Source organism: Microlunatus sp. Gsoil 973 (assembly GCF_009707365.1).
GTDB lineage: Bacteria > Actinomycetota > Actinomycetes > Propionibacteriales > Propionibacteriaceae > Microlunatus.
This window is the reverse complement of record NZ_CP046122.1, coordinates 1,751,765-1,777,963: the sequence shown is the minus strand read 5'-3', so window position 1 is coordinate 1,777,963 and position 26,199 is coordinate 1,751,765. Positions and strand designations below refer to the sequence as shown.

At 67.2% G+C, this 26,199-nt stretch carries 24 protein-coding genes and 4 tRNA genes; 16 read left to right on the top strand and 12 right to left on the bottom strand.

Annotated elements, in window-relative coordinates; genetic code table 11:
- The first annotated feature begins 30 nt into the window (after positions 1–30).
- Positions 31–996 carry an NADP-dependent oxidoreductase gene (locus GJV80_RS08425; protein ID WP_230208271.1) on the top strand — a complete coding sequence of 322 codons (966 nt, stop codon included), beginning with the start codon at positions 31–33 and terminating at the stop codon, positions 994–996.
- A gap of 114 nt (positions 997–1,110) precedes the next feature.
- Entirely contained in the window at positions 1,111–2,250 is a 1,140-nt protein-coding gene (locus GJV80_RS08420) for an acyltransferase (protein WP_154687514.1), read from the top strand.
- 291 nt (positions 2,251–2,541) lie between these two features.
- Here GJV80_RS08420 and GJV80_RS08410 read toward each other — a convergent pair whose 3' ends face one another.
- Entirely contained in the window at positions 2,542–3,966 is a 1,425-nt protein-coding gene (locus GJV80_RS08410; protein WP_154687513.1) for an MBL fold metallo-hydrolase, read from the bottom strand.
- A 35-nt stretch (positions 3,967–4,001) separates the two neighbouring features.
- A complete protein-coding gene (locus GJV80_RS08405) occupies positions 4,002–4,331 on the bottom strand; it encodes a rhodanese-like domain-containing protein (protein WP_154687512.1) in 330 nt (109 codons plus the stop codon).
- 191 nt (positions 4,332–4,522) lie between these two features.
- Between GJV80_RS08405 and GJV80_RS08400 the strand changes: the two genes are divergently transcribed.
- The 3 genes from GJV80_RS08400 to GJV80_RS08390 are packed head-to-tail and all read left to right on the top strand — an operon-like array spanning position 4,523 to position 5,639.
- Positions 4,523–4,927, top strand: coding sequence for a co-chaperone YbbN (locus GJV80_RS08400; protein ID WP_154687511.1), 405 nt, complete (start codon positions 4,523–4,525; stop codon positions 4,925–4,927).
- Entirely contained in the window at positions 4,924–5,373 is a 450-nt protein-coding gene (locus GJV80_RS08395) for a DUF302 domain-containing protein (RefSeq protein WP_154687510.1), read from the top strand. Before GJV80_RS08400 ends, GJV80_RS08395 begins: the two co-directional genes overlap by 4 nt.
- The gene (locus tag GJV80_RS08390; protein WP_154687509.1) at positions 5,373–5,639 is read left to right on the top strand and encodes a metal-sensitive transcriptional regulator; all 267 of its coding nucleotides are present in this window, start codon (positions 5,373–5,375) and stop codon (positions 5,637–5,639) included. Before GJV80_RS08395 ends, GJV80_RS08390 begins: the two co-directional genes overlap by 1 nt.
- 114 nt (positions 5,640–5,753) lie before the next feature.
- Here GJV80_RS08390 and GJV80_RS08385 read toward each other — a convergent pair.
- From GJV80_RS08385 to GJV80_RS08375, 3 genes are all read right to left on the bottom strand, one after another.
- Positions 5,754–5,826: transfer RNA gene (locus tag GJV80_RS08385), tRNA-Val, on the bottom strand.
- Between the two features lies 1 nt (position 5,827).
- Positions 5,828–5,898: transfer RNA gene (locus GJV80_RS08380), tRNA-Cys, on the bottom strand.
- 49 nt (positions 5,899–5,947) lie between these two features.
- Positions 5,948–6,020: transfer RNA gene (locus GJV80_RS08375), tRNA-Gly, on the bottom strand.
- A 214-nt stretch (positions 6,021–6,234) separates the two neighbouring features.
- Between GJV80_RS08375 and GJV80_RS08370 the strand changes: the two genes are divergently transcribed.
- Positions 6,235–6,307, top strand: a tRNA-Val gene (locus GJV80_RS08370).
- 69 nt (positions 6,308–6,376) lie between these two features.
- Positions 6,377–8,008, top strand: a complete 1,632-nt coding sequence (locus GJV80_RS08365) for an acyl-CoA dehydrogenase family protein (protein WP_154687508.1) — start codon at positions 6,377–6,379, stop codon at positions 8,006–8,008.
- Between the two features lie 53 nt (positions 8,009–8,061).
- On the opposite strand, the gene GJV80_RS08360 is transcribed toward GJV80_RS08365, so the two are convergent.
- The 3 genes from GJV80_RS08360 to GJV80_RS08350 are packed head-to-tail and all read right to left on the bottom strand — an operon-like array spanning position 8,062 to position 9,833.
- Entirely contained in the window at positions 8,062–8,379 is a 318-nt protein-coding gene (locus GJV80_RS08360; protein ID WP_154687507.1) for a DUF3618 domain-containing protein, read from the bottom strand.
- A complete protein-coding gene (locus tag GJV80_RS08355; RefSeq protein ID WP_154687506.1) occupies positions 8,376–8,846 on the bottom strand; it encodes a phage holin family protein in 471 nt (156 codons plus the stop codon). The genes GJV80_RS08360 and GJV80_RS08355 overlap by 4 nt, the downstream gene beginning before the upstream one ends.
- Positions 8,847–8,849: 3 nt before the next feature.
- Positions 8,850–9,833 (bottom strand): YihY/virulence factor BrkB family protein, encoded by a 984-nt coding sequence (locus GJV80_RS08350; protein ID WP_154687505.1) that lies wholly within the window; start codon positions 9,831–9,833, stop codon positions 8,850–8,852.
- A 112-nt stretch (positions 9,834–9,945) separates the two neighbouring features.
- On the opposite strand from GJV80_RS08350, the gene GJV80_RS08345 reads away from it, so the two are divergent.
- Entirely contained in the window at positions 9,946–10,587 is a 642-nt protein-coding gene (locus GJV80_RS08345; RefSeq protein ID WP_230208268.1) for a DUF1345 domain-containing protein, read from the top strand.
- Between the two features lie 21 nt (positions 10,588–10,608).
- Here the strand turns inward: GJV80_RS08345 and GJV80_RS08340 are convergent, their stop codons facing one another.
- Entirely contained in the window at positions 10,609–11,457 is an 849-nt protein-coding gene (locus GJV80_RS08340) for a phytanoyl-CoA dioxygenase family protein (RefSeq protein WP_154687503.1), read from the bottom strand.
- A gap of 49 nt (positions 11,458–11,506) precedes the next feature.
- Between GJV80_RS08340 and GJV80_RS08335 the strand changes: the two genes are divergently transcribed.
- Positions 11,507–12,331, top strand: a complete 825-nt coding sequence (locus GJV80_RS08335; protein WP_230208267.1) for a helix-turn-helix domain-containing protein — start codon at positions 11,507–11,509, stop codon at positions 12,329–12,331.
- Between the two features lie 426 nt (positions 12,332–12,757).
- Here GJV80_RS08335 and GJV80_RS08330 read toward each other — a convergent pair whose 3' ends face one another.
- The gene (locus GJV80_RS08330) at positions 12,758–13,168 is read right to left on the bottom strand and encodes a pyridoxamine 5'-phosphate oxidase family protein (protein WP_230208266.1); all 411 of its coding nucleotides are present in this window, start codon (positions 13,166–13,168) and stop codon (positions 12,758–12,760) included.
- Between the two features lie 109 nt (positions 13,169–13,277).
- Here GJV80_RS08330 and GJV80_RS08325 point away from each other — a divergent pair, with 109 nt between their 5' ends.
- The 3 genes from GJV80_RS08325 to GJV80_RS08315 all read left to right on the top strand — a co-directional run bounded on the left by GJV80_RS08325 (position 13,278) and on the right by GJV80_RS08315 (position 18,281).
- Positions 13,278–14,198 carry a dihydrodipicolinate synthase family protein gene (locus tag GJV80_RS08325; protein WP_230208264.1) on the top strand — a complete coding sequence of 307 codons (921 nt, stop codon included), beginning with the start codon at positions 13,278–13,280 and terminating at the stop codon, positions 14,196–14,198.
- A gap of 78 nt (positions 14,199–14,276) precedes the next feature.
- The gene (locus tag GJV80_RS08320) at positions 14,277–17,045 is read left to right on the top strand and encodes a UxaA family hydrolase (protein ID WP_230208262.1); all 2,769 of its coding nucleotides are present in this window, start codon (positions 14,277–14,279) and stop codon (positions 17,043–17,045) included.
- Positions 17,046–17,276: 231 nt separating this feature from the next.
- On the top strand, positions 17,277–18,281 hold the full coding sequence (locus GJV80_RS08315; RefSeq protein ID WP_154687500.1) for a serine protease: 1,005 nt from the start codon (positions 17,277–17,279) through the stop codon (positions 18,279–18,281).
- 552 nt (positions 18,282–18,833) lie between these two features.
- Here the strand turns inward: GJV80_RS08315 and GJV80_RS08310 are convergent.
- Complete coding sequence (locus GJV80_RS08310; RefSeq protein ID WP_195909246.1) at positions 18,834–20,690, bottom strand: phospholipase C; 1,857 nt, start codon at positions 20,688–20,690, stop codon at positions 18,834–18,836.
- A 201-nt stretch (positions 20,691–20,891) separates the two neighbouring features.
- Between GJV80_RS08310 and GJV80_RS08305 the strand changes: the two genes are divergently transcribed.
- From GJV80_RS08305 to GJV80_RS08290, 4 genes are read left to right on the top strand one after another with little or no spacing between them, the layout of a single operon-like run.
- Positions 20,892–22,085: a peptidase M75 family protein gene (locus tag GJV80_RS08305; protein WP_154687498.1), complete on the top strand. Its 1,194-nt coding sequence runs from the start codon at positions 20,892–20,894 to the stop codon at positions 22,083–22,085.
- A gap of 2 nt (positions 22,086–22,087) precedes the next feature.
- Positions 22,088–23,326 (top strand): Dyp-type peroxidase, encoded by a 1,239-nt coding sequence (locus GJV80_RS08300; RefSeq protein WP_154687497.1) that lies wholly within the window; start codon positions 22,088–22,090, stop codon positions 23,324–23,326.
- Between the two features lie 49 nt (positions 23,327–23,375).
- A complete protein-coding gene (locus tag GJV80_RS08295) occupies positions 23,376–24,647 on the top strand; it encodes an MFS transporter (protein ID WP_154687496.1) in 1,272 nt (423 codons plus the stop codon).
- 52 nt (positions 24,648–24,699) lie between these two features.
- A complete protein-coding gene (locus GJV80_RS08290; protein WP_154687495.1) occupies positions 24,700–25,182 on the top strand; it encodes a VOC family protein in 483 nt (160 codons plus the stop codon).
- On the opposite strand, the gene GJV80_RS08285 is transcribed toward GJV80_RS08290, so the two are convergent.
- Entirely contained in the window at positions 25,106–26,116 is a 1,011-nt protein-coding gene (locus GJV80_RS08285; protein ID WP_154687494.1) for a D-isomer specific 2-hydroxyacid dehydrogenase family protein, read from the bottom strand. The genes GJV80_RS08290 and GJV80_RS08285 overlap by 77 nt on opposite strands.
- Positions 26,117–26,199 lie beyond the last annotated feature (83 nt).

Here is a 26,199-nt window from a genome sequence, read left to right as displayed (position 1 = left end):
CGCGACACCCAGAACCCAAGGAGCAGACCCATGAACAGTCCGGCCACATCCGACGACCTGCCCAAGCAGATGATGGCTCTGCGCGCCCACGCACGCGGCGGTCCCGAACAGTTGCGGTATGAAGAGGCCCCGGCACCGGCAGCACCGGGTGATTCCGAGGTCTGTCTGCAGGTGCGGGCGGCGGCGATCACCTTCGATGAACTGACCTGGCCGGAGACCTGGGAGGCCGACGGCGTCGACCGGACCCCGATCATTCCCTCGCATGAGGTCTCCGGCGTCGTGACGGCGCTCGGAGCCGAGGTGCAGGGCCTCTCTGTGTCGGAAGAAGTCTTCGGTCTGGTGCCCTTCAATCGCAACGGCGCAGCCGCGGAGTACGTCCTCGTGCCGGCCGCCAACCTGGTACGCAAGCCCGACGGTGTCTCCCACGTTGTCGCGGCCGCGGCAGTGCTTCCGGCGCTGACCGCGTCGGAAGCGCTGGTCCATTCCCGGCTGACAAATGATCAACGACTGCTGGTCCGTGGCGCCACCGGGGCAGTGGGATCCTTCGTCACTCAGTTCGCCGCGCGGATGGGCATCAAGGTCACCGCCACCGTCCGATCCGCCAGTGCGGTCGATCGAGCCAAACGGTACGGCGCCGACGAGGTGCTGGTCGGCGACGACGTCACCCGACTCGATCCGGCATCCTGCGATGCGGCAATCGACGCCGCCGGTGCCGGGACGCCGGACTGGGCCTACCGGGGAGTTCGGCCCGGCGGTCGACTGATCACCCTGCAGGAGCCGCCCGACGCCGACCTCGCCGCGGCTGCCGGGGTGGATGCGATGTTCTTCATCGTCGACCCGCACCCCGAGGAACTACAACGTCTGGCCGACCAGCTGGCCAGCGGAGACATCGAGGTACCGATCGCGCAGACCTACCCGCTGGCCGAAGGCGGTGAGGCGTACGCGGCCAGGGGCCGGACGCAGTCTCCGGGGAAGATCATCTTGACGGTGCCCTGACCTGTCGGGCGGGGGACGAAGGTCCTGATTCAAGTCGGATGTTCGCCAACCGGGAAACACGAACCCAGCGGTCGACGTAACGTTCCTGCCTGATACGTCTGATCGGGGGAACAGATGGACAAGATCGCCACGCCTGGACCGGGGAAGTACACCCCATCACTGGATGGCATCCGCGGTATGGCTGTGCTGGGCGTCGTCGCATTCCACACGCGGGAGAGCTGGTTTCCAGGCGGATTCGTCGGGGTGGACATCTTCTTCGTGCTCAGTGGATTCCTGATCACCAGACTCCTCATCGCCGAACATCAGCAGTCGGGCGCCGTGTCGTTTCCACGGTTCTACATCCGCCGCGGTTTGAGACTGCTTCCCGCCTTGCTGGCCGTGTGTCTGATGGTCACGGTTGCCGATCTGGTCCTGCAGGTTCCCGGGCGCAACGCCAGCTTGTTCGGTGTGCTGACCGCACTGACCTACACATCGGCTGTCGTAGCGGCCGGGGGTCGGGATCTTCAGGACATGCTTCCGACCTGGTCACTGTCGGTCGAGGAATACTTCTATTTCGTCTGGCCCGCGCTGCTCGTGGTGATCCTGCGTATCCGCCGACCACTGGTGGCGGTTGTAACGCTCTGCGTCGTCGCCGTCTCGTACCACGCGATCGTTCCGGCCGTCGCCGGCTGGGACAAGAGTCGCATCTACTACGCGCCGGACACCCGGATCGACCAACTCTTCCTGGGTGCCCTGCTGGCGTTCGTGTGCCCCGTCGTCGCGCCACGAGTGCGCACATGGATGGCCGTCACGGCGAGCGCTCTGCTGGCGGCGTTCGTCGTCGTGCCGGAGCGCTACACCGCCGTCCCGTACGACCACGGTCTGTCGACCGTGATCGCGCTCCTGGCGGGGGTGATCATCGCGCACGCCGCGGGCGGGGCCAGTTCCTGGTTGCGCCGGGTCTTCTGCCTGCGCCCGCTGGTCTGGGTCGGCAAGCGGTCCTACGGCATGTACCTGTGGAACGCGCCACTGGTGACCTTGGTCGCGATGATTCCGGTGCGCGGACTCATTCAGCTTCCGCTGACGGCTGCACTGATCTTCGCGGTGCCTGCAGCCTCGTACCGGTTCCTCGAGACGCGTTTCCTGCGGCTCAAACGCCGCTTCGCCGGCCGTTCGAGCGCGCCCGGTACGCGAGCGGCGGCCGACGAACCAGCCATCAGTTCCGATCGGCAGCCTGTGGCGCAGTGTTCAGCGCCCGAACAGTCGGGCGAATAGGCCGCTGCTCGGCGGAAGATCCTTATGTCCTTCGCATCGCTGGGATTTCGGGACGCCGGCCAGGACTTGATCGACGTGTTGGCCGCATCCGGCCCAGGTCGTCCTGCCGCATCTCTTGCAGGTGACGGCTCGGCACATCTGGTTTCTCCTTGAGTGAGCCGGTCGTGGCTTGTGCGGCGGTCTGGCCGAGGGCGTAGACGAGGACCGGGACCGCCAGGATCGATCCGCCGCCACCTAGTGCCCCGAGACTGAGTCCGATCAGCAGCCCGGCGACGATGGCGACCAGCACGGTCATTCGGGCGAGGTCCCGTCGGTCATCGGTAGCGTGGCGGCGTCGGCGTTGGCGAAGCTGTCGTCGATGGCCACCAACCGGTGGCCGGCGCGGGCCAGGAACGATGCGGCGACCGAGGCTCGGTAGCCACCGGCACAGTGCACCCAGACCTCGCCGGAGGGAACATCGTCGAGTCGATGGGGCAGTTCGTGGATGGGAATGTTGATCGCGCCGTCGATGTGGCGGTCGGCGTGTTCCTCCGACCGGCGAACGTCCAACACGACCACCGGGCGGTGGTGGCGGATCTGGGCCAGGTCGGCGAAGGTGCCTGTCGGGAAGGACCCCAACTGGTGCCCGGTGCCGGCGATCCAGTCCTCCGGCCCGCCGGTGGTGGCCGCTGCCGGACGGTCAATCCCGATCCGGACCAATTCGCGCTGGGCCTTTGAGACCTCCTCGGCTGTCGTGGCGAGCAGGGTCAGCGGGGCACCCCAGTCGATCAGCCAGCCGACATAGGTCGCGAAGGCGCCGTCGAGACCGAAGTTCAGCGATCCCGGCAGGTGACCGGCGGCGAACACTGTACGGCTGCGCAGGTCGACGACCCATTCACCGGCCTCGATCCGCCGCCGCAGTTCGGCCGGGTCCGCCTGTGCAGGGAAGGACAGGTCCGGCTCGGACGGTCCGGACAGGTTGCCCGGCGCCATGTGGGCGTAGTAGGCGGGGTAGGCGCCGAGCCCGTCCAGCAGCTCGCGGACGTAGGTGTCCTCGTCCTGGGTCAGCGCGGGGTTGGAGTGCTTCTCCTCGCCGATCGTGGAGGCATCCGCCTCGGATTGGGTAGCGGAGCAGAACGATCCGAAGCCGTGGGTGGGGTAGACGGCAGCCTCATCCGGCAGCATCGACGCCAGCCGGTGGGCCGAGCCGTGCTGCAGCCGAACCAGCTCATCGGTGTGTTCGGGACCGAGCAGGTCGGGTCGGCCGGTGGCGCCGAAGAGCAGTGAGCCGCCGGAGAACACGGCCAGCGTGCGGCCGTCCCGACCGTCGGACAACGCGTAGGAAAGGTGGGTGAAGGTGTGTCCGGGGGTAGCGATGGGGGTGACCCGCGTCCGGTCACCGACGGCGATCGTCTCACCGTCGCGGACCGGGGTGCGCTGGAACGACACCTGGTCCTCGGCGTTGACCAGGTAGGCCGCTCCGGTCAGCTGTGCCAATGCCAGCCCACCGGTCAGGTAGTCGTTGTGGATGTGTGACTCGAACACGTGGGTCAGGCGCACGCCGTGTTCGGCCACCAGGTCGAGCACCCGGTCGATGTCGCGTTGCGGGTCGACGACGAAGGCCACCGTGCCGTCGTGCACCACGTAACTGCGATCCCCAAGGGTCGGGGTTTCCAGCGGAATCACCGTGAAGCCTTCGGTTGCGATCGTCGGAGAGGTCGGCGGGGATTCGGTCATGTCTCATCCTGGAGGTCTATATCGGTGAGCGGGCGTCAGGATCGGGCGGCCGGCCCGGCTTCGAGGGCGCGTCCGGCCGCTGCCCACGCCCCGGTGCCGCCCGTGACGTTGCGTGCGTCGACGCCCGTCTGTCGCAGGAATGCCGCCATCGCCGAACTGCGGTTTCCGGAGGCGCAGATGACGTAGACGGGTCGAGTCCGGTCCAGTTCGTCGGCTCGGGACGGCAGCTCCGCCATCGGGATCAGGGCTGCACCGGGTACGTGGCCGGCGACGTACTCGTGCGTCTCCCGGACGTCGATCACTTGCGCTCCGTCGCGGACGGCAGTCGCCAGTTCATCGATGTTGGCTTCAGGGACCGAGGTCACGGGGGATTCTCCTTGACGGTGAGTCAATACGGGAGGGGGTATCTGGTACGCTCTACGATAACACCCCCTGGGGTATATCCAAACCCTGCAGGCAGCCGAGAGGTCCGGCCCGTGACGAAATGGTCGGCGAGCTACTCTGGTTCTCGACGGCAATACCCCCCGGGGTACACTGAAACACGAGAGGAACTGTTATGAGCACCGTGACCCTGACCGGGCAGGACTTCGAGAAGCGGGTCCAGGAGACTCCGGCCGACTCGAGCGGCATCGTTCTCATCGACTTCTGGGCCTCCTGGTGCGGCCCCTGCCGTCAGTTCGCGCCGACCTACGAGGCTGCGTCACAGCGACACCCCGATGTTCTCTTCAGCAAGGTGGATACCGAGGCCGAGACGTCGTTGGCGGCCGCGGCCAACATCACGTCGATCCCCACCCTGATGGCGTTCAAGGAGGGGATGCTGGTGTTCGCCCAGCCGGGAGCCTTGCCGGCGGCTGCCCTCGAAGACCTGATCGGCCAGCTGCGACGGCTCGACATGGATACCATTCGGGCCGAGGCTGCGCGCGACGCCGAGACGGCCGATTCCGTCGGGGGTGCACGATGACCGCGCCGTCCGGCGACAGGTACACGCTGACCGCGACGCTTGCTTTGCCGTATTCCGAGGCGGTCGAGGTCGTCCGAGGTGCGCTGTCCGATCAGGGCTTCGGCGTACTGACCGAGATCGACCTGGCCGCTACCCTGAAGGCCAAGCTCGGCAAGGAGATCGCGCCACAGATCATCCTGGGCGCCTGCCGACCGCCGTTGGCGTATCAGGCCTTGCAGGCTGACCCTTCCGTCGCCGCGCTGCTGCCGTGCAACGTCGTGGTGCGCGCACTCGACGCTGAGACCAGCCTGGTCGAGGCGTTCGATCCCCAAGCGATGCTGAGCTTCTCCTCCGAGCCGGCCTTAGCAGAGGTGGCAGCCGACGCCAAGGAACGGTTGCGGGCGGTGTTGAGCGGCCTTCAGACAGCACAACAGGTGGGTTCACCGGACGGACAACAGGAGTCGTGATGCCTGCACTCAATCCCGACGACATGGCGCCGGTGATCAACCGGATCAAGCGGGCCCAGGGGCAACTCGCCGGCGTCCTGCGGATGATCGAGGAGGGCCGCGACTGCGAGGACGTCGTCACCCAACTCGCGGCAGTATCCCGGGCACTGGACCGCGCGGGCTTCGCGATCGTGGCCAGCGGGCTGCGCGAGTGCCTGGTCCAGGACCCCACGGCCGACAACCTCGACGCGAAGAAGATGGAGAAGCTGTTCCTGTCGCTCGCCTGAGCTGGGTCCGTACGGCCGGTGATCCAGGATTGGGCACCGGCCACGGACCGGGATTCGGTCCGACGGCTGCTGCGCCTCCTCTTGACGCGCGCAGTCGGCCGGGGGACTGCTGGGTGGGCGATACTGGAATCGAACCAGTGACCCCTTCCGTGTCAGGGAAGTGCGCTAACCGCTGCGCCAATCGCCCGAGGTGGAGATGGGATTTGAACCCACGTAGACGGATTTGCAGTCCGTTGCCTCGCCTCTCGGCCACTCCACCACCACAGGGACTCAACCCTGCTACGGGGTAGTGGGACAGGCCCCCTCCGAGCGGACGACGGGATTCGAACCCGCGACCCTCACCTTGGCAAGGTGATGCTCTACCAACTGAGCCACGTCCGCATGCTGCGCTGGATTCTATCGGAGTTCGGCCTCCGACGTTCACCGGGCGCGAGCAGAAACAATAGCGGAGCCGGAGCAAGAGACCAAACCGGCACCCGACACGCGAAATCCATGATCATGCCGGGGCGTCACGACGCCTCTTCGGTTGCCGGAAGCCGAAGCGGATGCGGTACAGTTTCCTACCGCGCCACCGGCAGGTGACGCAGTCCGACAGGGGCGATTGGCGCAGTGGTTAGCGCACTTCGTTCACACCGAAGGGGTCACTGGTTCGAATCCAGTATCGCCCACCCTGACCAGGCCCGATGTCGTCGCCGATCCTTCACCCGTAATGCGGTCGTACGTGTAAGAAGAGAGCCATGACCGGGACACACGAGGTGTTCAACCAGGCTCCGCCACGTACGGACGTCAACGAATTCACCAGCAATCCGGCGCTTGTCGATGCTGTGGCCCGGTACGGCGCCGGCTGGGCCGAGCCGGAACTGACCGAGATCGGCGCAGCCGTCGGCCGTGCCGACTTCCAACGTGACGCCGAACAGGCCAACACCAACCCGCCGATTTTCTCCAGCCACGACCGATGGGGCAACCGGATCGACGCCGTCGACTTCCATCCCGCCTACCACCGGATCTTCGGTGAGGCCGTCGCGCGCGGCGCGCACACCAGTTGTTGGGCTGACCCTCGACCCGGGGCGCATGTTGCCCGGGCGGCCACCTTCATGCTGTTCGCCCAGGTGGAACCCGGACACGCCTGCCCGGTCAGCATGACTCACGCCGTGGTCCCGTCGCTCCGGCTCACTCCCGCGCTGGCCGAGGAGTGGCTGCCGCGGGTCTACTCCCGCCGATACGATCCCGAGCTGCGCGAACCTGCCACCAAGACATCGGCGGTCTTCGGCATGGCGATGACCGAGAAGCAGGGTGGCTCCGATGTTCGGGCCAACACGACCACGGCAACGGAAGCCGACGACGGCACATGGCTGCTGACCGGACACAAGTGGTTCTGCTCGGCGCCGCAGTCCGACGCGTTCCTGGTGCTGGCCCAGACCGAGCCTGGTCTCTCGTGCTTCCTCGTACCGCGCCGGTTGCCCGGCGGAGCTGCGAACAACTTCTTCATCCAACGGCTCAAGGACAAGCTGGGCAACAAGTCGAACGCCTCCAGCGAGATCGAACTCGATCACGCGGTCGGCAGGCTCGTCGGCGAGCCAGGTCGCGGTGTCCGGGCGATCATCGAGATGGTCAACCAGACTCGGCTGGACTGCATCCTCGGATCCGCGGCCGGGATGCGGCAGTCCGTTGCGGAGGCCGTCTGGCACGTTCGTCACCGGCAAGCCTTCGGCCGGCTGCTGATCGACCAACCCGCGATGACAGCCGTGCTCGCGGATCTGCACCTCGAGGCCGAGGCAGCCACCTGGACCGGCATCCGGCTCGCCGCCTGTTCTGACGACACCGATGCTTCGGACGAGTCGGCGGCGTTCGGCCGGTTGGCTACCGCGGTCGCGAAGTACTGGGTGTGCAAGCGCGGCCCGCAGCATGCGTACGAGGCGCTGGAATGTCTGGGCGGCAACGGCTACACCGAGCAGTTCCCGTTGGCCAGGCGCTACCGGGAGCAACCGGTGATGGCTATCTGGGAGGGTTCGGGCAACGTGATCGCCCTGGATGTGCTGCGGGCGATGATGCGGCAGCCCGAGACCGTCGAGGCATTCGGTCGGGAGGTCGGACTGGCGGCGGGGGAGCACCCCGGCTTCGATGAGCAGCTGAAGTCGATGTACGCCCTGCTCGATCAGGTCAGGGCCGATCCCGCCGACGGCCCCCGCGTGGCCCGAAGAGTCGTGGAGTCCATGGCCCTGGCGCTGCAGGCGTCGCTCCTGCTGCGCGAGTCGTCCGGCAACCTGGCCGACGCCTTCATCCGCAGCCGACTGTCCCCGGAACGCGGACTGGAGTACGGCACGCTGCCGCCCGGCATCGATCTGCAGCAGATCGTCGCCCGCACCTGAGCCTCCGGCGCCCTGGTCGGTCTGGTGGAACGTCGCGCAGCGCCACCAGAACGTCAGCGGGCGCGACGCCTGCGGCCGACGATGATCAGGATCAGTCCCAACGTCGCCAGCGCCCCGGGGATGGCAAGTTGGGCACTTCTGGGGAGCGTCCGGGCCCTCTGCGTCGCCTGCCGCCTGGCGTGTCTGGCCGCTTGGCCGACATTGCCGCGGGTCTGGTCGATCCTGGCCTTGACGTGTCCGGGGACGTTGACCTTGTCGGCCAGCGCGGCGACGTCGTCGGCCAGCCGGTCACGGGTGGCGTCGATGTCTGCTTCGATGTCTTCGCGACTGGCGCCCTTGCCGGGCTCGGGCGGCTGGGGGATGGTACTCATGACTTCGCCCTTTCCTTGATCTCCTGGACGTCCTCTTTGACGGTCTCGATGGTGCGTTCCGGCACCGGCGGGGACGCCTCCGCGACCTTGCGCCGGGCCACCAACGCCGCGATGCCGGCGATCGCGATCAACGCGACCCCGACGATCACCGCGGCCAGCCAGGCGGGCAATGCGGTGGCCAGCCCGAGGACCGCGGCAGCAAGCAACACGCCGAAGCCGAAGAAGGCCAGCAGGCCTGCGGCGCTGAAGCCACCGATCCCCGCACCCATCCCCTTGGCCTTCTCGGTCATCTCGGCCTGGGCCAGCTTGAACTCGGAGCGGATCAGCCGGCTGGAGTCCTCCGACATCTGCCGGACGAGATCGCGCAGCGACGTCTCGGCAGGGTCGGTCCGGTGTCGAGGTTCCAGCCGATCCGATGGTCGGTCTGATGGTCGGTCTGATGGTCGGTCTGATGGTCGGTCTGACATGAGTTACTCCTTCGATCGCGAGCGTGAAGCCGACGTCTCGGGCGGGGCCGAATCGGCCTTGACGGCGTCGCGGCTGCCCAGCGGCTGCGGCTCGCCGCGCGTGGTGTCGGCGACGGTCTGTTGCTCGGCCTCGGCGTTGATCTCGGCGCCGAGCAGAATGGCGTAGCTGGTGATCCACAACCAGAACAGCAGGACGACGATGCCGGCCAGTGCTCCGTACGTCTTGGCGTAGTTGCCGAAGTTCGCGACGTAGACGGAGAAGCCGACCGAGGCGACGATCCACAACAGTGTTGCGATCACCGCGCCGACCGACACCCATTTCATCTTCGGGGCGTCACGGTCGGGTGCGACCCGGTAGAGAACGGCGAGTGCGCCGACGACCAATACGACCAGCAGAGCCCAGCGCACCACCTGAAGCAGGAACCTGACGACGGCGTTGTTGAACAGTTGCAGGACCGCAGGCAGCGCGGCGACCAGGAATAGCACGATGATCATGAAGATGATCGCGCCCAGGGTGAGCACCAGGGCCAGCGCCCGCTTCTTGATGAAGGATCGCTTCTCCTCCTCGTCGTAGGCCGTACTGATCGCGGTGATCAGATTGCTGGTGCCGCCGGAGGCGCTCCACAACGCGATCAGGATCGACGCCACGAACCCGATCCCGGCACCCTGGTTGTGCGTGGAGACCATCGTCAACTGCTTGGTGATCAACTGCCGGACCTGACCGGGGAACGCGCTGGTCAACTGATTGGCGTCGTTGGCGATCTGCGCCGGGTCGGCCACCAGACCGTAGATCAACACCAGCGCGATCAGCGCCGGGAACAGCGAGAGGAATGCGTAGAACGCCACTCCTGCCGCCAGCAGCGGAACCTGGTCTGCCTTGGATTCCTTCCAGCCTCGCTTGGCGATCTGGAACCAGCCGCGTTTCGGGATGTCCTGTGGGCGGGTTGCCTGCTCACCGGGCACCTCAGCCAGTCTCTGGTTCGACACGGCACCTCCTCCTGCAGTCGGCCACGTCGAGCGGTGCACTTACCCATTCAGGCCGGGTCGAACGCAGAGTGTTGCCGCTGCCGGCGACCGGCCGCGACTACGATCAGGAGCCGTGAGCTCCGCTGTGGGCGAGGCGTTCCGGTCGTCGGCGCTGCTGCGATTGGTGGTCGCCGTCCTCCTCGGGCTCCTCACCGGGACCGTGGTCGGAGCACTGGTCGGCGTACCGCTCGGTGTGCTGACCGGAATCGCGGCCGGAGAGACCGCCTTCGTCGGGTCCGGCTGGTTGTCGTTGTGGCCGATGGACGCAGCGGCCACCCGCAGTCACGCCCGCCGGGAGGACTTCCGGCCCGGTGTCGACGAGGTGGTTGTCGTCGGCGTCGCCCTCGGTGGATTGGCGGCGATCGTGGTCCTGCTGACGGTCGGCTCGTCGGCGACCCGGATCATCGCCGCAGCGATCGCGCTGACCGGTGTCTTCATGAGCTGGGCCACCATGCACCTGATGTACGCGGTCCGGTACGCCTACGTCTTCTACGCCGAGGGCGGCGGCATCGACTTCAACACCGAGGTCGCGCCGTGCTATCAGGACTTCTTCTACTTCAGTTACAACCTGGGCATGACCTACCAGGTCTCGGACACTGCAGTCTCCAGCCGTGCGATCCGGGTGGTCGTCTTGCGCCAGACCCTGTTCTCCTACGTGTTCGGGGTGGCGATCCTGGCGACGGCGATCAATCTGGTCTTCGGCATGCTCGGGTGAGGTCCGGACACGCTGAGCGACTCAGGCGTCCATCCCGTCGAGCAGGTCTCCGCACGGACCGCCGCCGGTCGCCTCGGCGATGAACACGTCGCGCCGGTCGGGATGGACCAGCGGGTGGTAGAAGGCGGCGATCTCCACACTCGATTCGGGGATGTAGTGAAAGATCAGCGACCGCCGGAAACGATCTTGACTGGTGTTCGATCGGGAGCCGTGCACCACGCTCCCGTGGAAGAACAGCACATCGCCGGCTTTCATGACCGTCTGCACGGTGGACAGCCCGTCGGGGACGGGCACCTGGGCGTTGGTGAAGGACTCGCCCAGGTCGGCCGGTTCCGGGCAGACCAACTCGGTGCGGTGAGAGCCCGGGACGATGGCCAGCCCACCGTTGTCGGCGTCGACGTCGTCGATCGCGATCCAGGCCGCGATGCAGGTCTCCGGGTGGGCGCGCAGGAAGGTGTTGTCCTGGTGCAGCGCCTGGCCGCGGGCGCCGGGAGGCTTGAAGTAGAACATCGACTGGGCGCCAAGGGGCGGCCCGATCAGCGTGGTGACGATCCCGAAGATCCGCGGATCCAGCAGGTAATCCAGCGCGAGCTTGCCGACCTCGAGATCCGGCCGGCGGTGCGGATGGACGAACCGGGGGAACCGGGCCAGGACGTCGTCCTCGGGCACACCGTCGTTGATCGCCAGTGAGTGGTCAACGGCCACCCGGTCCATGAAGGCGGCGCGGATCGTGGCCACCTCGGTCGCGCTCAACAGGTTTGGGACCTGAACAACTCCATCCTTGTCGTAGCCCGCCCTCAGATCGGTCGTCTCCGGGCTGCTGACGGTGATGCCGGGCGTCCGCGTACCGGTGTCACTGGAGGTCGTCATGAAACCAGCCTGCCGCCGGTGATCATGGATCGCTATAGCGTATGTCTCTGTGAACCTTCGTGATCCTGCTACGGAATCGTTCACGCCGACGGTGGCCCGGCTGGTCGCGGGGGAGTTCGACGTCGGGTCGGGCTATGCCACCTATCGCAGCCGTGGCACCACCGACTGGCTGTTGCTGCACACCCTCGACGGGGAGGGCCGGTTCGGCACCCAGGGAGCCGATGTCCGGGCACTGCCCGGAACCACGACGCTGGTTCGTCCGGCGACCCGGCACGACTACGGCGTCGAGCCGCGACTGGAGCACTGGCACTTCCTCTACGTGCACTTCCATCCACGCCCCGATTGGCAGCCGCTGCTGGTCTGGCCCGAGGCGGCCGAGGGCATCGGACAACTCCGCACCGAACCGACCATCGCGGACCGGATCACCAGCGCACTCCGGGACTGCGTGCGCCACGACGCGGGCACGACCCGCAACCGCGAACTCTTGGCCGTGAACGCCCTCGAGACAGCCCTACTGCTCTGCGACACCCAGCATCCGGAGGCGCCCGCGACCGATCCCCGGTTGCAGACCGCCCTTGACCTGATCAGCGGCGACCTCGCCGGTGAGCTGGGCGTCACCCGCCTTGCCGCCGCCTGCAACCTGTCGTCCTCGCGCTTCGCGCACCTCTTCCGGTCGCAGCTAGGCATCAGCCCCCAGCAGTTCGTCGAGCGGCGGCGGTTGGAGTCGGCCGCGCGGCTGCTTGACCTGGACGCCCGGCCGATCGGCGAGATCTCTGCGCAGGTCGGCTTCTCCGATCCGCTGTACTTCTCCACCCGCTTTCGGCGCTGGTACGGCCTCAGCCCGCGCGCCTACCGCAACCGCCGGTTCCGATGACTGAGGTGGCTGATCGGTCTGGCACGAGTTGGTCGGTCCCGCCTCCGTTGGTCGGTCCCGCCTCAGTTGGTCGATCCCGCCTCAGTTGGTCGTTCCCGCAGCACTTACTCGTTCCCGCAGCACTTACTCGTTCCCGCCGCACTTACTCGTTCCCGCAGTACTTACTCGTTCCCGCTCCACTTACTCGTTCCCGCTCCACTTACTCGTTCCCGCTCCACTTACTCGACGGCGCACCAGTTACTCGACGGCGCACCCGCTGCAACTGGTGCGGGACGGGCCAACTGGTGCGGGACGGGCCAACTGGTGCGGGACGGGCGAACTGGTGCGGGATCGGCGAACTGGTGCGAGACGGGCGAACTGGTGCGGAGTCGAGGAACTGGTGCGACGAGGGCGGTTGGTCGGTCGGGAGTCTGGCAGGTACGCCGGTCAGTTGCGGTGGCGAGCGACGCGGCGACCGTCGATGCTGTCGGGGGTGAAAGACAGGAACAGGCTCCGATTGCCACCCGCCCAGGGCAGTACCCGGTTCCAGCGTTCCACCATGACGGCCTCGTCCTCGGGAAGGGCCTTCAACGGGCCGTGCATCAGTACGCTCCACCCGGCACCCTCCGGGCTGTGGTAGTCCACCTCGAAGGTCACCCTGGTCCCGGCCACCTTGGCGATGATCCCGTCCGGGAGGGTGCGGATGATCACGTCGACGTCGACCATGTAGTTGATCGGGATGATCTTGACGTCGCCGTCGGCCACGAACCCGACGCGGCCGACCGTTGCGGCGTCGACCAACTCCCAACACTCTTCCTCGCTGAGCCTACGAATACTCCCCGGCAGTGCATCGGTCACACGGCCATCGTTACCCGTGGCGAAGCCGGTCACAACCCCTCTGGTGCACAGCCGACGGGATGACAACCTCGCCGGAAGCCACCCGAACCCGCGCAGTAGGCTCGAGGTTGTGACAGGACCTGATGTGCTCACCGGCGTGCTGCCGGTCGCGCCGACGGTCTTCACCGACGACGAGGAACTCGACGTGGCCGGTCTGCGCCGGGTCTGTGACTACCTGATCGATTCCGGCGTCGCCGGCATCTGCATCCTCGCCAACTACTCCGAGCAGTTCTCACTCACCGACGACGAACGGGACGTCGTCCTGGAGACGGTGCTTGACCATGTTGCCGGTCGGGTTCCGGTCTGCGTGACCACCAGCCATTACAGCGCCCGGATCGCCGCGGATCGCTGTGCCCAGGCCGCCGAACGCGGTGCCGACCTGGTGATGTTGATGCCACCGTTCTTCGGTGCAACGCTGCGCGTCGGACCGGGCGCGGTTCTCGACTACTTCCACCGGATCGCGGACGAGGTGCAGATCCCGATCATGATCCAGGACGCACCGATGAGTCCGACAGCATTGCCGGTCGAACTGATCGGCGACCTGGCGACCAAGATCGACACCGTCCGGTACGCGAAGATCGAGGTGCCCCAGGCCGCAGCGAAGATCGGCGCACTGGCCGAATGGTCCGAGGCCCTGCCGGGGATCTTCGACGGCGAGGAGGCGGTCACGCTGATTCCCGACCTGCGGGCCGGTGCTGTCGGGACGATGAGCAGCGTGCTGGCCGCCGCAGAACTGGTGTCGATCATGCGCCGCTGGACGGCAGGCGACAGCTGGGGTGCCGAGGAAGAATGGGAACGGCTGCTTCCACTGCTGCACTACGAGAACCGGCAATGCGGTCTGGCTGCGGCCAAGGCCGTCCTGGCCGCGGGAGGGGTGATCACCAGTGACCGGACCCGTGCCCCGTTCCAGCCGTTGCCGGCTGCCACCCGGGACACCTTGATCGACCTGGCGCGCCGCAGGGACGCGTTCGCGCTGCGCTGGGCGGCATGATCGTCCCGACCCGTACCGCACTGCCGGATCACCACCACCAGCAGGATCTCCAACAGCAGGATCACGAACAGGATGTCGATGACTTCGCAAACCCACACCGGACCGACCGCGCACTTCTCCGAGGTCGCTGTGATTCCCGAGCCGGGGGACAACTGTGCGGTGGCATCCCGGACGCTGGATGCCGGCACGATGATCATCGACAAGGATCGGCGCTTCCCGCTGGCCCATCGGGTGATGGAGGGACATCGGTTCGTCGTCGCTCTGGTGACGGCGGGCGAGCCGCTGTTGAGCTGGAACACGCCCTTCGCCACCGCACTGCGCGATCTCCGGCCCGGCGATTATGTCTGCACCCGGCCGGTGCTTGATGCCCTGTCCAGCCGGGAGGTGCCGGGACTGCCGGCCGAACCGTCGGCGCAGAACGTGCCGCTGGATCCGTACCGGCTCGACGAAACACGCCTGCTGATCGGTGATCAAGTACCGCCGGTCGAGCAGCCGCGGACGTTCTCCGGTTTCGCCCGCAGCAACGGCACCGTCGGGACCCGGAACCATGTGGTGATCGTTGGCGTCACCTCGCGGTCGGGTGCCTTTGCCACAGAGTTGGCCAAGCGGCTGGCCGACCGCCATCCGGCGACCGACGGCTTCGACGGCGTCGTCGCGGTGGCACACACCGAGGCGGGGGAGGACACCCGGCCCAACAATGCCGATTTCGTCCTCGCCGTGCTGGCCGGCACGTTGGTTCATCCCAATATCGGCGCCGTGCTGCTGGTCGACGAGCCCGGCGCGGTGTTGACCAGCAAGGACATCAACTTTTTCATGCAGGCCCATGGATATCCGGCGGTGATCGCCCCTTGCGCGACCTTCAACCGGCACGGCGGATTCGAGGATGATCTTGCCGAGGCTGCGGCGACCGTCGAGTCCTGGTTGCCGGGAGTGACGTCGGCGGTACGCACCGAGCAGCCGGTGTCCCAGCTCAAGATCGCCCTGCAATGCGGCGGCTCCGATGCCTTCTCCGGACTCAGCGCCAACCCGCTGGCCGGAGCGGTCGGCCGCGAGGTGATCAGGAACGGCGGTATCGCCTGCCTGGCCGAGACCGACGAGTTGATCGCCGCCGAGGGCTATGTGCTGAAGAACGTCCGCAGCGTTGACGTCGCGCGGCGCTTCCTGGCTGCCGTGCAGAGTTTCAAGGAGCGGGTCAGCTGGCACGGCCACACCACCGAGGACAATCCCTCGGGTGGCAACATCTACCGCGGGCTGGTGAACATCTCGCTGAAGTCCCTGGGTGCGGCGCGGAAACTCGACCGGGCCGTACGGCTGGACGACGTGATCAACTACGGCGAACTGTTCCCACGGCCGGGCTACGTCTTCATGGACAGCCCCGGAAACGATCTTGAATCGGTTGCCGGACAGGTGGCCAGCGGGTCGAATCTGATCTTCTTCACCACCGGCAACGGATCGATCACCAACTTCCCGTTCGTTCCGACGCTGAAGTTCGTCACCACGACCCGGCGCTACCAGCTGCTCAGCCATGAGATGGACGTCAACGCCGGTCGCTACCTGGACGGCGAGGACTTCGACCGGCTGACCAGCGAGACCTTCGAGCAGACGCTCCGGGTGGCTTCGGGGGAGCGTACGGCCGGGGAGCTCGCCGGGCACAGCCAGGTGTCGATCTGGCGGAACTGGAAGCAGACCGGGCCGCGTCAGGGCATCTCGATCACGATCGACGGTCGGCTCAACCGGCGACTGGACGAACTGCCGGCCGATGAGCGGGACGCCGAGCTGCCCGGCCTGCCGCTTACCGTTGATCTGGAGCTGCCCGAGGCTCCGGCACAAACGATCCGGCTCTATCGGGCCGAGCGGGGGCACGCGCCGGAACAGACCGCGCTGGTGCTGCCGACCTCGCTCTGCTCGGGTCAGATCGCCGCGCGACTGGCCGAACAGGCCGCCGCCGAGGATTGGACCGCCGGCCGGACGACCCGGGCCGTCGCCCTGCCGCACACCGAGGGCTGCGGGGTGTCCGCGGGGGCCAACGTGGTGACCTTCGCCCGGACCATGGTCGGCTATCTGGCGCATCCCAACGTACGGCTTGCGCTGCTGTTGGAGCACGGTTGTGAGAAGACCCACAACGACTTCTTCCGGCAGGAACTGATCGCCGCCGAGCTCGACCCGGAACGCTTCGGCTGGGCCAGCATCCAACTCGACGGCGGGATCGAGGCGTCCGGTCAACGGGTCCGCGACTGGTTCTCGACCCGCGCCCTGGGGCTTGCCGTCCCGGACCGGGAAGACCGGCCGCTGGGCGACCTCTCGATCGCGATCGATGCCCGCGGCCCGGTCTCGGATGTGGTCGGCCGTACGTTTGCGCGGATCGGCGGCTGGATCGTCCGGGCCGGTGGAACGGTCGTCGTACCGGCGACCAGCGGGCTGCTGAGCAACGCCGGCTTCCTGGCTGCGCTGGGTTTCCGGGCAGGCGGGATCCGGCCGACGATCGCCCATGGCCAGCGACCCGCCCGCCCGGGTTGGCACGTCATGCGGATGCCGACGACCGACTGGCTGGAGACTGCGACCGGGCTGGGTGCGACCGGCGCCCAGTCGGCGCTGGTCCATGTCGTGGGTGGCACGCTGCCAGGCCATCGGTTCCTGCCCGTTCTGCAGGTGAGCACGGATCGGGACACGGCGGCCGCCCACGCGGCCGACCTGGACGCGACCCTGGACCCGTCGATCGACGAGGCCGCCGCCGAGGGTTTGCGGGTCGTTGCCGATGCAGCATCCGGCCGGATCCGGCCGAAGGCCGATCGATCGGGCAACGTCGGTTTCCAACTGACCCGAGGCCTGCTCGGCGCATCCATGTGACCCGCACGGGCACCGCGGATCCTCAACCAGGTGGCAGTAGATCCGCAAGCCCGGGGGGCGTATTTCTCCGTCGGATCGGGCCGAGTTCCGCAGATACTGCGTTGCGAGTGTCCAAGACCGGACACGATCCGATCCGGACATCGGTAAGCGTTGCGGCATGTCAAAACCTCTCATTACCGTCGAGTAGCCCGTCCGCGACCCCCGCGCGGCGCTGCACAAGAGAGGCAAGGGATGACCCGACGAAACCGCTTGGCCGCCCCGATCGCTGCTGCCGTCGGCGGCCTGGTCACCGCGGCTGGTCTGCTGGCGGGACCGCAGGCCACAGCAGCACCCCAACATCACAACGTCGCCCCGGCGCATCAACTGGCGACCACCCAGCAGGCCCGGGCCAAGGTCCGTGACTATTGGACGCCGCAGCGGATGCGTGCGGCCCACACGCTGAAAGTCGGACCGAGCAGCAGTTGGCACCCGGACAAGGTGGCACAGGGCAAGCCGACCATCGTCAAGGGTGCGAACGGTCACGGGAAAAACAGGAGCAGTTCGACCAACACCGGCGGCCCGTGGACCGGCGGAGGCAAGGTGGTGGCGACCACCGGCAAGGTCTTCATGACACTGCAGGGTGTCGACTACGTCTGCTCCGGCAGCGTCGTACCGGCCCAGAACAAGAGCGTGGTGACCACGGCCGGCCATTGTGTCAACGAGGGCCCCGGCGACTTCGTGACGAACTTCGAGTTCGTCCCCGGCTACAACAACGGGCGGGCGCCGTACGGCGAGTGGAGCGCGACCGAGGTCGCCACCACCGGCCAGTGGGCCCAGCAGGGCGACTTCAACTACGACGTCGGTTTCGCCGTGGTCGCGCCGTTGAACGGCCGGTACCTCACCGATGCCGTGGGCAGCCAGGCGATCGGCTTCAATCAGGCACGCGGGCAGCAGGTGTACGCCTTCGGCTATCCCGCCGCCGCTCCGTACAACGGTCAGACGCTGGACTACGCGTCGGGTGTTGCGGGCAACGACACCTACGGCGGCAGTGACGACCTGTCCCTGAAGACCAATCTGACCGGCGGCTGCTCCGGCGGGCCGTGGTTCCAGAACTTCGACGAGTCGACCGGCACCGGCACGCAAACCTCGGTCAACTCCTTCGGCTACACCAGTCAGCCGAACGTCCTGTACGGACCGTACTTCGGCAGCGTGATCCAGAACGCGTACAACCAGGTCCAGGTCGAACAGGTCGACTGACCCAGCAGCACCACCGACACGAGCGGGCTCCAGGACCTCCTGGAGCCCGCTCGTCTGCTACGCCTCCGACGTCGAATTGGTAACACGTGCTGCGAATTTGGGCGCGGATCGCCTCGACCGTGGCACGCCCGCGTCGAATTGGTAACACCTGATACGAATTCGGGTGCGGGCGCCCCCGATCGCGTGGATTTGGTAACAGGTGTTGCGGATTCGGGCTCTGACAGGGTCGCGGGTCGCCTCGGCGTCGAATTGGCAACACGTGCTGCGAACTTGGGCGCGGACGCCCCTGGCCGCGTCGAATTGGTAACACGGGTTACGAACTTGGGCGCGGCCGCCCCCGATCGCGTGGATTTGGTAACACGTGCTGCGGATTCGGGCGCGGACGGGTCACGGGTCGCCTCGGCGTCGAATTGGTAACAGGTGCTGCGGATTCGGGCGCGGATGCCCCAACAGCGTGGATCTCGTAACACATGCTGCGAAATCGGCAGCAGCGGCGCCCAGCGATGGACGGTCGGTGATGGATGGACGGTGGACGGTGGACGGTGATCAGGTTCAATGCCCCGAGTCGTGGACCTTGGCCCCGGTGATCGGGTCCAAGATCAACTTGCGGTTCCGGTGGTGCGAGCGGAATTCGAACATCGGATCCACGGACCCGGCGATGGCGTCGGTGGATCCGGGGATCCGGCCGAGCCGCCAGTTGTCCTCGATGAACTTGACGATCGAGCCCTGCTCGGTCTGGTTGTGCGCAACGAAGTTGGCCCTGGCGTACGGCGAGATGATCACCAGCGGTTGCCGCGGGCCCGGACCACAACGGCCCTGTTCGCCGGCAAGCGGTCGGACGGTTCGACCTTGCTCGGAGGTGTGGGCTTCGGAGGTGTGGCCCGCGATCTTGCCGGTACGGCACTGGTTCTGTCCGTTGAGCACGTCGGCCGCGGTCGAGGACGGATTGTTGATGGTCGCCGACCGGTGGTCGTACCAGCCGTCGGAGTCGTCGTAGGCAAGGACGATCGCCGTGGAGTTCCAGTCCGGAGACTTCTGCAGGGCGTTGACCTCCTTGGCGATGAACTGCTGTTCGTCCAGCGGGTCGGAGTAGCCGGCGTGGCCGTCCTGGTAACCGGGCGCCTTCAGATAGCTGACCGCCGGCAGATGATCGGCACTGAGCCTGCCGGCGGTGATCGCTGAGACCAGCCGGTCGAAGGTGGACATGTCGTACTGATGGTTCGCGGTGTCGAAGTCGGGTTTGCCTGCGGTGTAGTGCTGGCTGTCGGTTCCCACGTCAGCCAGCGAGGTCGGCGCGAGGTGATGGGGGTTCGCGGTCGACGCGTAGTACTGGAACGGCTCGTGGTGGGGGATGTAGTCGGCCTTGGTGCCGTACTGGCCGGTGCCGCCGATCGCCTTGCCGACGTTGCTGGTGGCACCGCAGACAGCGCGGCCGGTCACCGCCGTCGGGTCGTAGGCCCTGCCCTTCTGCGATGGGCCGCTGTAACCGGTGGTCGGGGCGAAGCCGCGCTCGAACCAACCCCAGCTCAGGCCCTTCCGGTTCAGCAGATCACCCACGGTATGACCGGTGCCGCTCTCACCGACCAGCGCACCCGCGCCACAGTCGTCGTAGTACGGGTCGGCGTCGGAGATCATCGAATACCGCCCTCTTCCGTCAGCCACCAATTGCGCCTCGGCGGCGTTCTGGGGCGAGGTGGCGTACTTGACCGAACCGGCTGCCCTGTCGAAGCCGCCGGTGCTGCCGGCCACGACGCTGACCGCGCCCGGCGTCGACGGACCGAAGACGTCGCTGTAGGCGCTGTCGCTCATCGCGTACTGCTGGGCGTAGTTCCACAGGGCGGTGACGGCGTTGCCGTCGTAGTAGTCCAGATCGTCGGTTGCCCGGCACGCCTTGCCGGTCGGCGACTTGCCGGACGCATTTCCGACGTTGTTAAGGAAGGCGTCCATCCTTCCCCCGTCGTACGCCGCCTGTTCCGGGGTGTAGTCGTGGTTCTGGTCGCAGGTCAGGATCCCGTTCGGGTCCGACGCCGAAAGCCGTTGCGGGTTGGCGCCGTTGGGGTTGTCGGTCAGCAGCGTGCCGCCGCCCTTGACCCTGGTGAGGAGGCCGTCGACCCGGGGAGTTCCCGGTTTGGCGTGGAACGGCGTCCCGTCGGCATTCGTCGCGTGCGGGTAGGTGCCGAAGTAGTGGTCGAAGCTGATGTTCTCTCCGAAGATCACCACGACGTGCTTGATCGGTGTGCTGGTCCGGACCACCGAGGAGTGGTCTGGGTGCGGAGCAGGACGATGCTCCGGTACGACAGGGACCCCGCAGGCCTGCAGGGCAAGTGTCGTTGAGGCCAGCAACCCGACTGTGGCCGCGGTGATGATCTTGGTGCGGTGGCGCCCGGGGCGCTTCTGGTGATCAGTCACGGAGCCGAATCTTCCGGCCCTGCGTGCCGATCGATCGACCGCCGGATGACAGGTTCCTAGCTCCAGGTGAACGACGGCCGCTTCTCAGATCCGGCACAGCATCACCCGTTCACCTCCGGGTCGCCTTTCGGCAACAGTCCGATGCTGACATGACGGTGTGAGGGCAAGTCGGTGAACCTACGACGGCGGTTCGTTCCGGTCATGATCGTCTTCGCCGGAATCGTTGGCCTGATGATCGGTTGTACGGGCATAGGAGATGATCAACCACGTCGGACGACCAACGATACGACGTTGCCGGGCGAGAGCGCACTGACGGTCAGCAGCGCCGGATGCCTGCCCGGCCTCTCCGGTCTGCGTTCCGGGCGGAACGCCCTGCGGATCAGCAACACCGGCAAGAGTCCGGAAGAGGTGGGTGTCCTGGACGGTCGGCGCCGGTACGCCTATGGAGAGGCGGAGATGATCGCCCCGGGCACCACCCGGACGCTGATCGTCGTGCTGCCACCTGGCCGGTTCGGCGTCTCCTGCGAAGCAGATGACGGCACCACCAGCTACTCCGACCCGTTCACGATCGGCGAGGCAACAGCCACGGGCCGGATGGTCAGCGGCGTCCATCGCTGGATCCCCGCCACCCAGGCCGACCTCGGCAACGTGATCACCCGCTACCGCAGGTCAGTGACAGCCGGTCTCGACCGGCTCGCCGCGGACACCGACGAACTGCAGGAGACGGTCGGTCACGACGACCGTGCAGTGATCAAGAAGCGCTGGTTGACCGCCCATCTGGACTATGACCGGCTGGGTGCCGCGTACGACACCTTCGGCGCTTATGCGGACAACATCGACGGGATGCCGAATGGGTCGCCCGGTGGCGTACGGGATCCCGACTTCACCGGCTTCCACAAGATCGAATACCTGCTCTGGCACCACGGCTCCCGTGATCAACTCCGCTCCGCCTGCCGGCGATTGGACCGGGACGTGCACGGCCTGATCGGGGCCTTTCCGGATCAGCTGACCCCGCTGAACGACGTACCGCTGCGCAGCCACGAGATCCTGGAGAACACCCTGCAGTTCACTCTCACCGGCCAGGACGATCTCGGCAGCCACAGTTCGCTGGCCACCGTCACCGCTGCCATCGACGGTACGCGGATGACCCTGGAAGCGCTGACGCCCCTGCTGGAGCAGAACGATCCCGGGCTGCTGACCTCGGCCGAGAAGGCCGTTGATCATCTCGACGGCGTACTGACCGACCTACGGAACTCCGACCGGAGCTGGCCGGCCCTGGCCGGCCTGACCGTCGCTGGGCGCGAGCGGCTCGAAGGTACCCTCGCCGGCACCTTGGAGACACTCGCGCCGATCCCCACCGAACTCGAAGTGCTGACCACCCGGGACGACAGTTGATCATGAACCAGGAACCAGCGACCACGCCGCCGGATGACGATCACCGCCTGGCCCGCCGCGGCTTCCTGTTCGGCGGTGCCGCGGCAGGTGCTGCGGCCGCCCTGGTCACTGCAGCCCGATCGAACGCCCGTGCCGACGACATCCCACCGACCACGACCGTGCCGGACGTCTCCCCGTACGGTCCGAACCAACGGGTGTTGCTCAACGAGCCCGCCCGCTCTGCGGCGGTGATCAGCTTCGACGTGATCTGCACCAACCGACGGCAGTTGGCCGACCTGTTCGAGGTGATCAGCAGGCGGGTAACGCTGTTGGCGACCGGCGTGCCGGCGGCACCATCGGATCCGTCGCGGCCACCGGACGACAACGGCATCCTCGGCCCGTCGTTCGCCGGAGGACAGGTCGGCGTGTTGGTCGGCGTCGGAGCCTCGCTGTTCGACCATCGTTTCGGTCTGGTCGCCCGCAAACCGGCCGGACTGGTACCGATGCGGACCTTCCCCAACGACAATCTGGATCCGGCACTGTGCCACGGCGACCTCACCCTGCAGTTCTTCGGTGGGACGGCCGATGTCGTCGTTCACGCGGTGCGGGACCTGACCAAGCACACCCGTGGTGCGTTCGTGCCGCGGTGGCGGGTGGACGGATTCAGCTCACCACCCCGACCCGCCGGTGCGCCCCGCAACCTGCTCGGCTTCAAGGACGGCACGGCCAACCCGTCGACGACCGACCCTGCCACACTGAACAGGCTGATCTGGACCCGCGAGGGCGGCACCTTCCAGGTGATCAGGATCATCCGCAATCTGGTCGAATTCTGGGATCGGGTGTCGTTACCGGAGCAGGAACTCCTCATCGGCCGCCGCCGTGACGACGGCAGCCCGCTGGACGGCGACGGCGAACAGACCCCACCGCGGTTCGACCGCGACCCGCAGGGCCTGATCACCCCGCGGAACGCGCACATCCGGCTGGCCAACCCCAGAACGCCCGAAACCGACAGCAGCGCCATCCTGCGCCGCGCCTGGAACTACGACCTCGGCCTGGACAGCAACGGACAACTCAACCAGGGAACGCTCTTCACCTGTTACCAACAGGACCTGAAGCGGCAGTTCGAGTCGGTCCAGACCCGGCTGATCGACGAACCGCTGGCCGACTACATCTCACCGGTGGGCGGCGGCTACTTCTACCTGCTGCCGGGGTTGGCGGACCGGACCGACAGTTACGGACGCACCCTGCTGAACGGCAGCTGAGTCCGGCCGGTATCGTTCATGATCATCTTCGTCTGGAGGTGATCGCACGGTGACAGCGGCCGGGTCGACCGCGACCGAGTCGACCGAGAACGGGTCGGCGATCCGGATCATCGCGGGCTCCCGGTTCTTCCGTGCCGCCGTCATCGGGCTCTTCTTCTCCGGCATCGGACTGTCGGCGACCGCGCCACAGCTGACGCTTTTCCTGGTCGACGACCTGGGCGCCAGCCTGTCGGTCGCGGGACTGTACTACCTGACCAATCTGATGGCACCGGTCGCCGGCTATCTGATCGGCCGGTTGAGCGACCGGAGCGAGAACCGTCTGGTGCTCTACCGGATCTGCGCACTGGCCGGGGCCGCCGGCTGGACGGTGATCGCCTTCGCCCACGCGATCTGGGTGCCGTTCGTAGTCAGCATCGTCGCGCTCAGCATCGGTGGTGCCGCGATGAGCCAGCTGTTCGCCGCCTGCCGTGACGAACTCAACCGGACCCCGACCGGCGCCGACAGCCGGGTGATCTCGGTGGTCCGGATGGCGTACACCGCCGGCTTCATCCTTGGACCGGTGCTCGGCGCCTGGTTCGGCAGCATCGCGGGGCTCCGCGCCGTCCTGCTGGCGACAGCAGCCTGCCTGGTGGCGCAGATCATTCCGCTCGGCACCCAGCGGGTGATCCGCTACCGCCGGGTCACCCGGGTGTCCGCGGACGGAGTCACCGAGGTGGTCGCCGACGGTGGTCCGGCGGCGCTGATCGTCTTCACCGGGCTGACCGTCGTGGCGATGGCCGGGGACACCATCAAGTTCGGCTACCTGCCGATCTACATGGACCAGAACCTCGGTCTGCCGGACTCGCTGCGCGGCGCGGTGATCGGCCTACAACCGCTGCTGGAGTTCTGCCTGATGCCGGTCGCCGCCTGGTGCGCGGACCGGTTCGGTCTGCTGCGGGTGTTCGCGGTCGGGATCGCTCTGGGTGCGATCGCCGACATCGCGTACGCCACCAGTACGTCGGTGGCCGGGGTGATCGCCGGTCAGGTGCTGGTCGCCGGGCAGTGGGGGTGTGTCGCCGGGCTGGGAGTGGTGATCGCCCAGGAGCTCTACCCGTCCCGGGTCGGGACGGCGTCGGGGATCTTCATGAGTTCGGTTCCGATCGCCGGTGCGCTCGGCGGAGCGGTCGGCGGCCTCGGCGCGGCCAGCCTCGGACTGCCGCACGTCTTCCTGCCGCCGGCCGTGCTGTCGGCGGCGGCGTTCATCGGCATGGTGTTGCTGGCGCAGTGGCACAGCAGGCGGGAAGCTGATCGGGTCGGATCTGTCGATCCCGGCCCGTCCTGATCGACGCAGGGGTGCAGGGCCCGATCCGCGGGCCCGAGGAGAGGAGAGCCCGATGCCCGAGCTGACACCCAATCTGTGGTTCGACACGCAGGCCAAGGAGGCCGCCGAGTTCTACTGCGAGATCTTCCCCAACTCGAGGATCACCAACGTCAGCTACTACTCCGAGTCGGGGCCGGGGGAGACCGGCTCGGTGGTGACCGTGGATTTCGAACTGGACGGCAAGCGGTTCACCGGTATCAACGGGGGTCCGGCGTACTCCTTCACCCCGGCGGTGTCGTTCCTGATCGACTGCAAGGACCAGGCCGAGGTCGACTACTACTGGGACCGGTTGCTTGCCGGTGGTGGCGAACCCAGCCAGTGCGGTTGGCTGGCCGACCGGTACGGGGTCAGCTGGCAGGTCGTCCCGGCCCGGCTGGGTGAGCTGATGACCGGCGCCGATCCCGAGGCGGTCGACCGGGTCACGAAGGCGTTTCTGCAGATGCAGAAGTTCGACGTGGCGGAATTGGAGCGGGCCGCGGCCGGGGCGGGTGATTGACCGCCCAGAGCGGCGGTTCGCCACGCTGCCAGCGCAGCACGTTCTGGCCGAACAATTCGGCACTGCGGGCCAGCATCGACCGGGTCAGCCCGCCGATGTGCGGGGTGGCGATGACGCGCGGGTGGTCGGCGAGCGCATGCTGCTGCGGCAGCGGTTCGCTCTGGAAGACGTCGAGTCCGGCCCAGGAGAGCTGGCCGGAGTCCAGGGCGGCGAGCAGCGCGTCCTGATCGACCATCACGCCGCGCGCGACATTGATGAAGACCGCGCCCGGTTTGCAGGCGGCGAAGGTTGTGGCGCCGAACAGATGACGAGTCTCGGGGCTGGCCATCGCCGAGCAGATCACCACGTCGGCTTCGGCCAGGACGGCCGGGAGCTCCGCAGGACCGACGACCTTCTCGACGGAGCCCGGTCCGCCGGCTTCGGGGTGCGCGCGGACGCCGATCATCCGGCAGCCGAAACCGGACAACCGCTGCGCCAGGGCGGTGCCGATGGAGCCCAGTCCGACGATCGCCACGGTGCTGCCGATCAGGGAGCCGCTGATCGGCTGCCACCAGCCGCGGGCAACGGCGGCGCGAGCTTCATCCATCCGGCGGACCGCCATCAGGATCTGCGCCACCGCCAACTCGGCGACGCTGTCGGCGTTCCCGGTGAGGCCGGCGGGCAGCCGGGCGACCCAGACTCCGGCATCGGTGGCAGCCTCGACGTCGACCCTCTCCAGCCCGACACCGTACTGCTGGATCAGTCCGAAGCTGCCGGCCCCGATGATCTCCCGGGAGACCACGTTGGGCATCGGAACCAGCACGTCCACGCCGTCCAGATGCTGCAGGATCTCGTCCTCCCGACACACCTGCAGTTCCCAACCGGGCAGGTGTTCCAGGGCGATGTCCCAGGACGCGGACGGGTCGGACCAGGGGTGGGTCACCAGGATCCGCATGCCGCTCCTCGCTGTCTGGTGTGTCTACGGCGTTGCTGCAGGTTATCGGCGCCGCAGATCAGTCCGCGGGCGGCGGTCCAGAC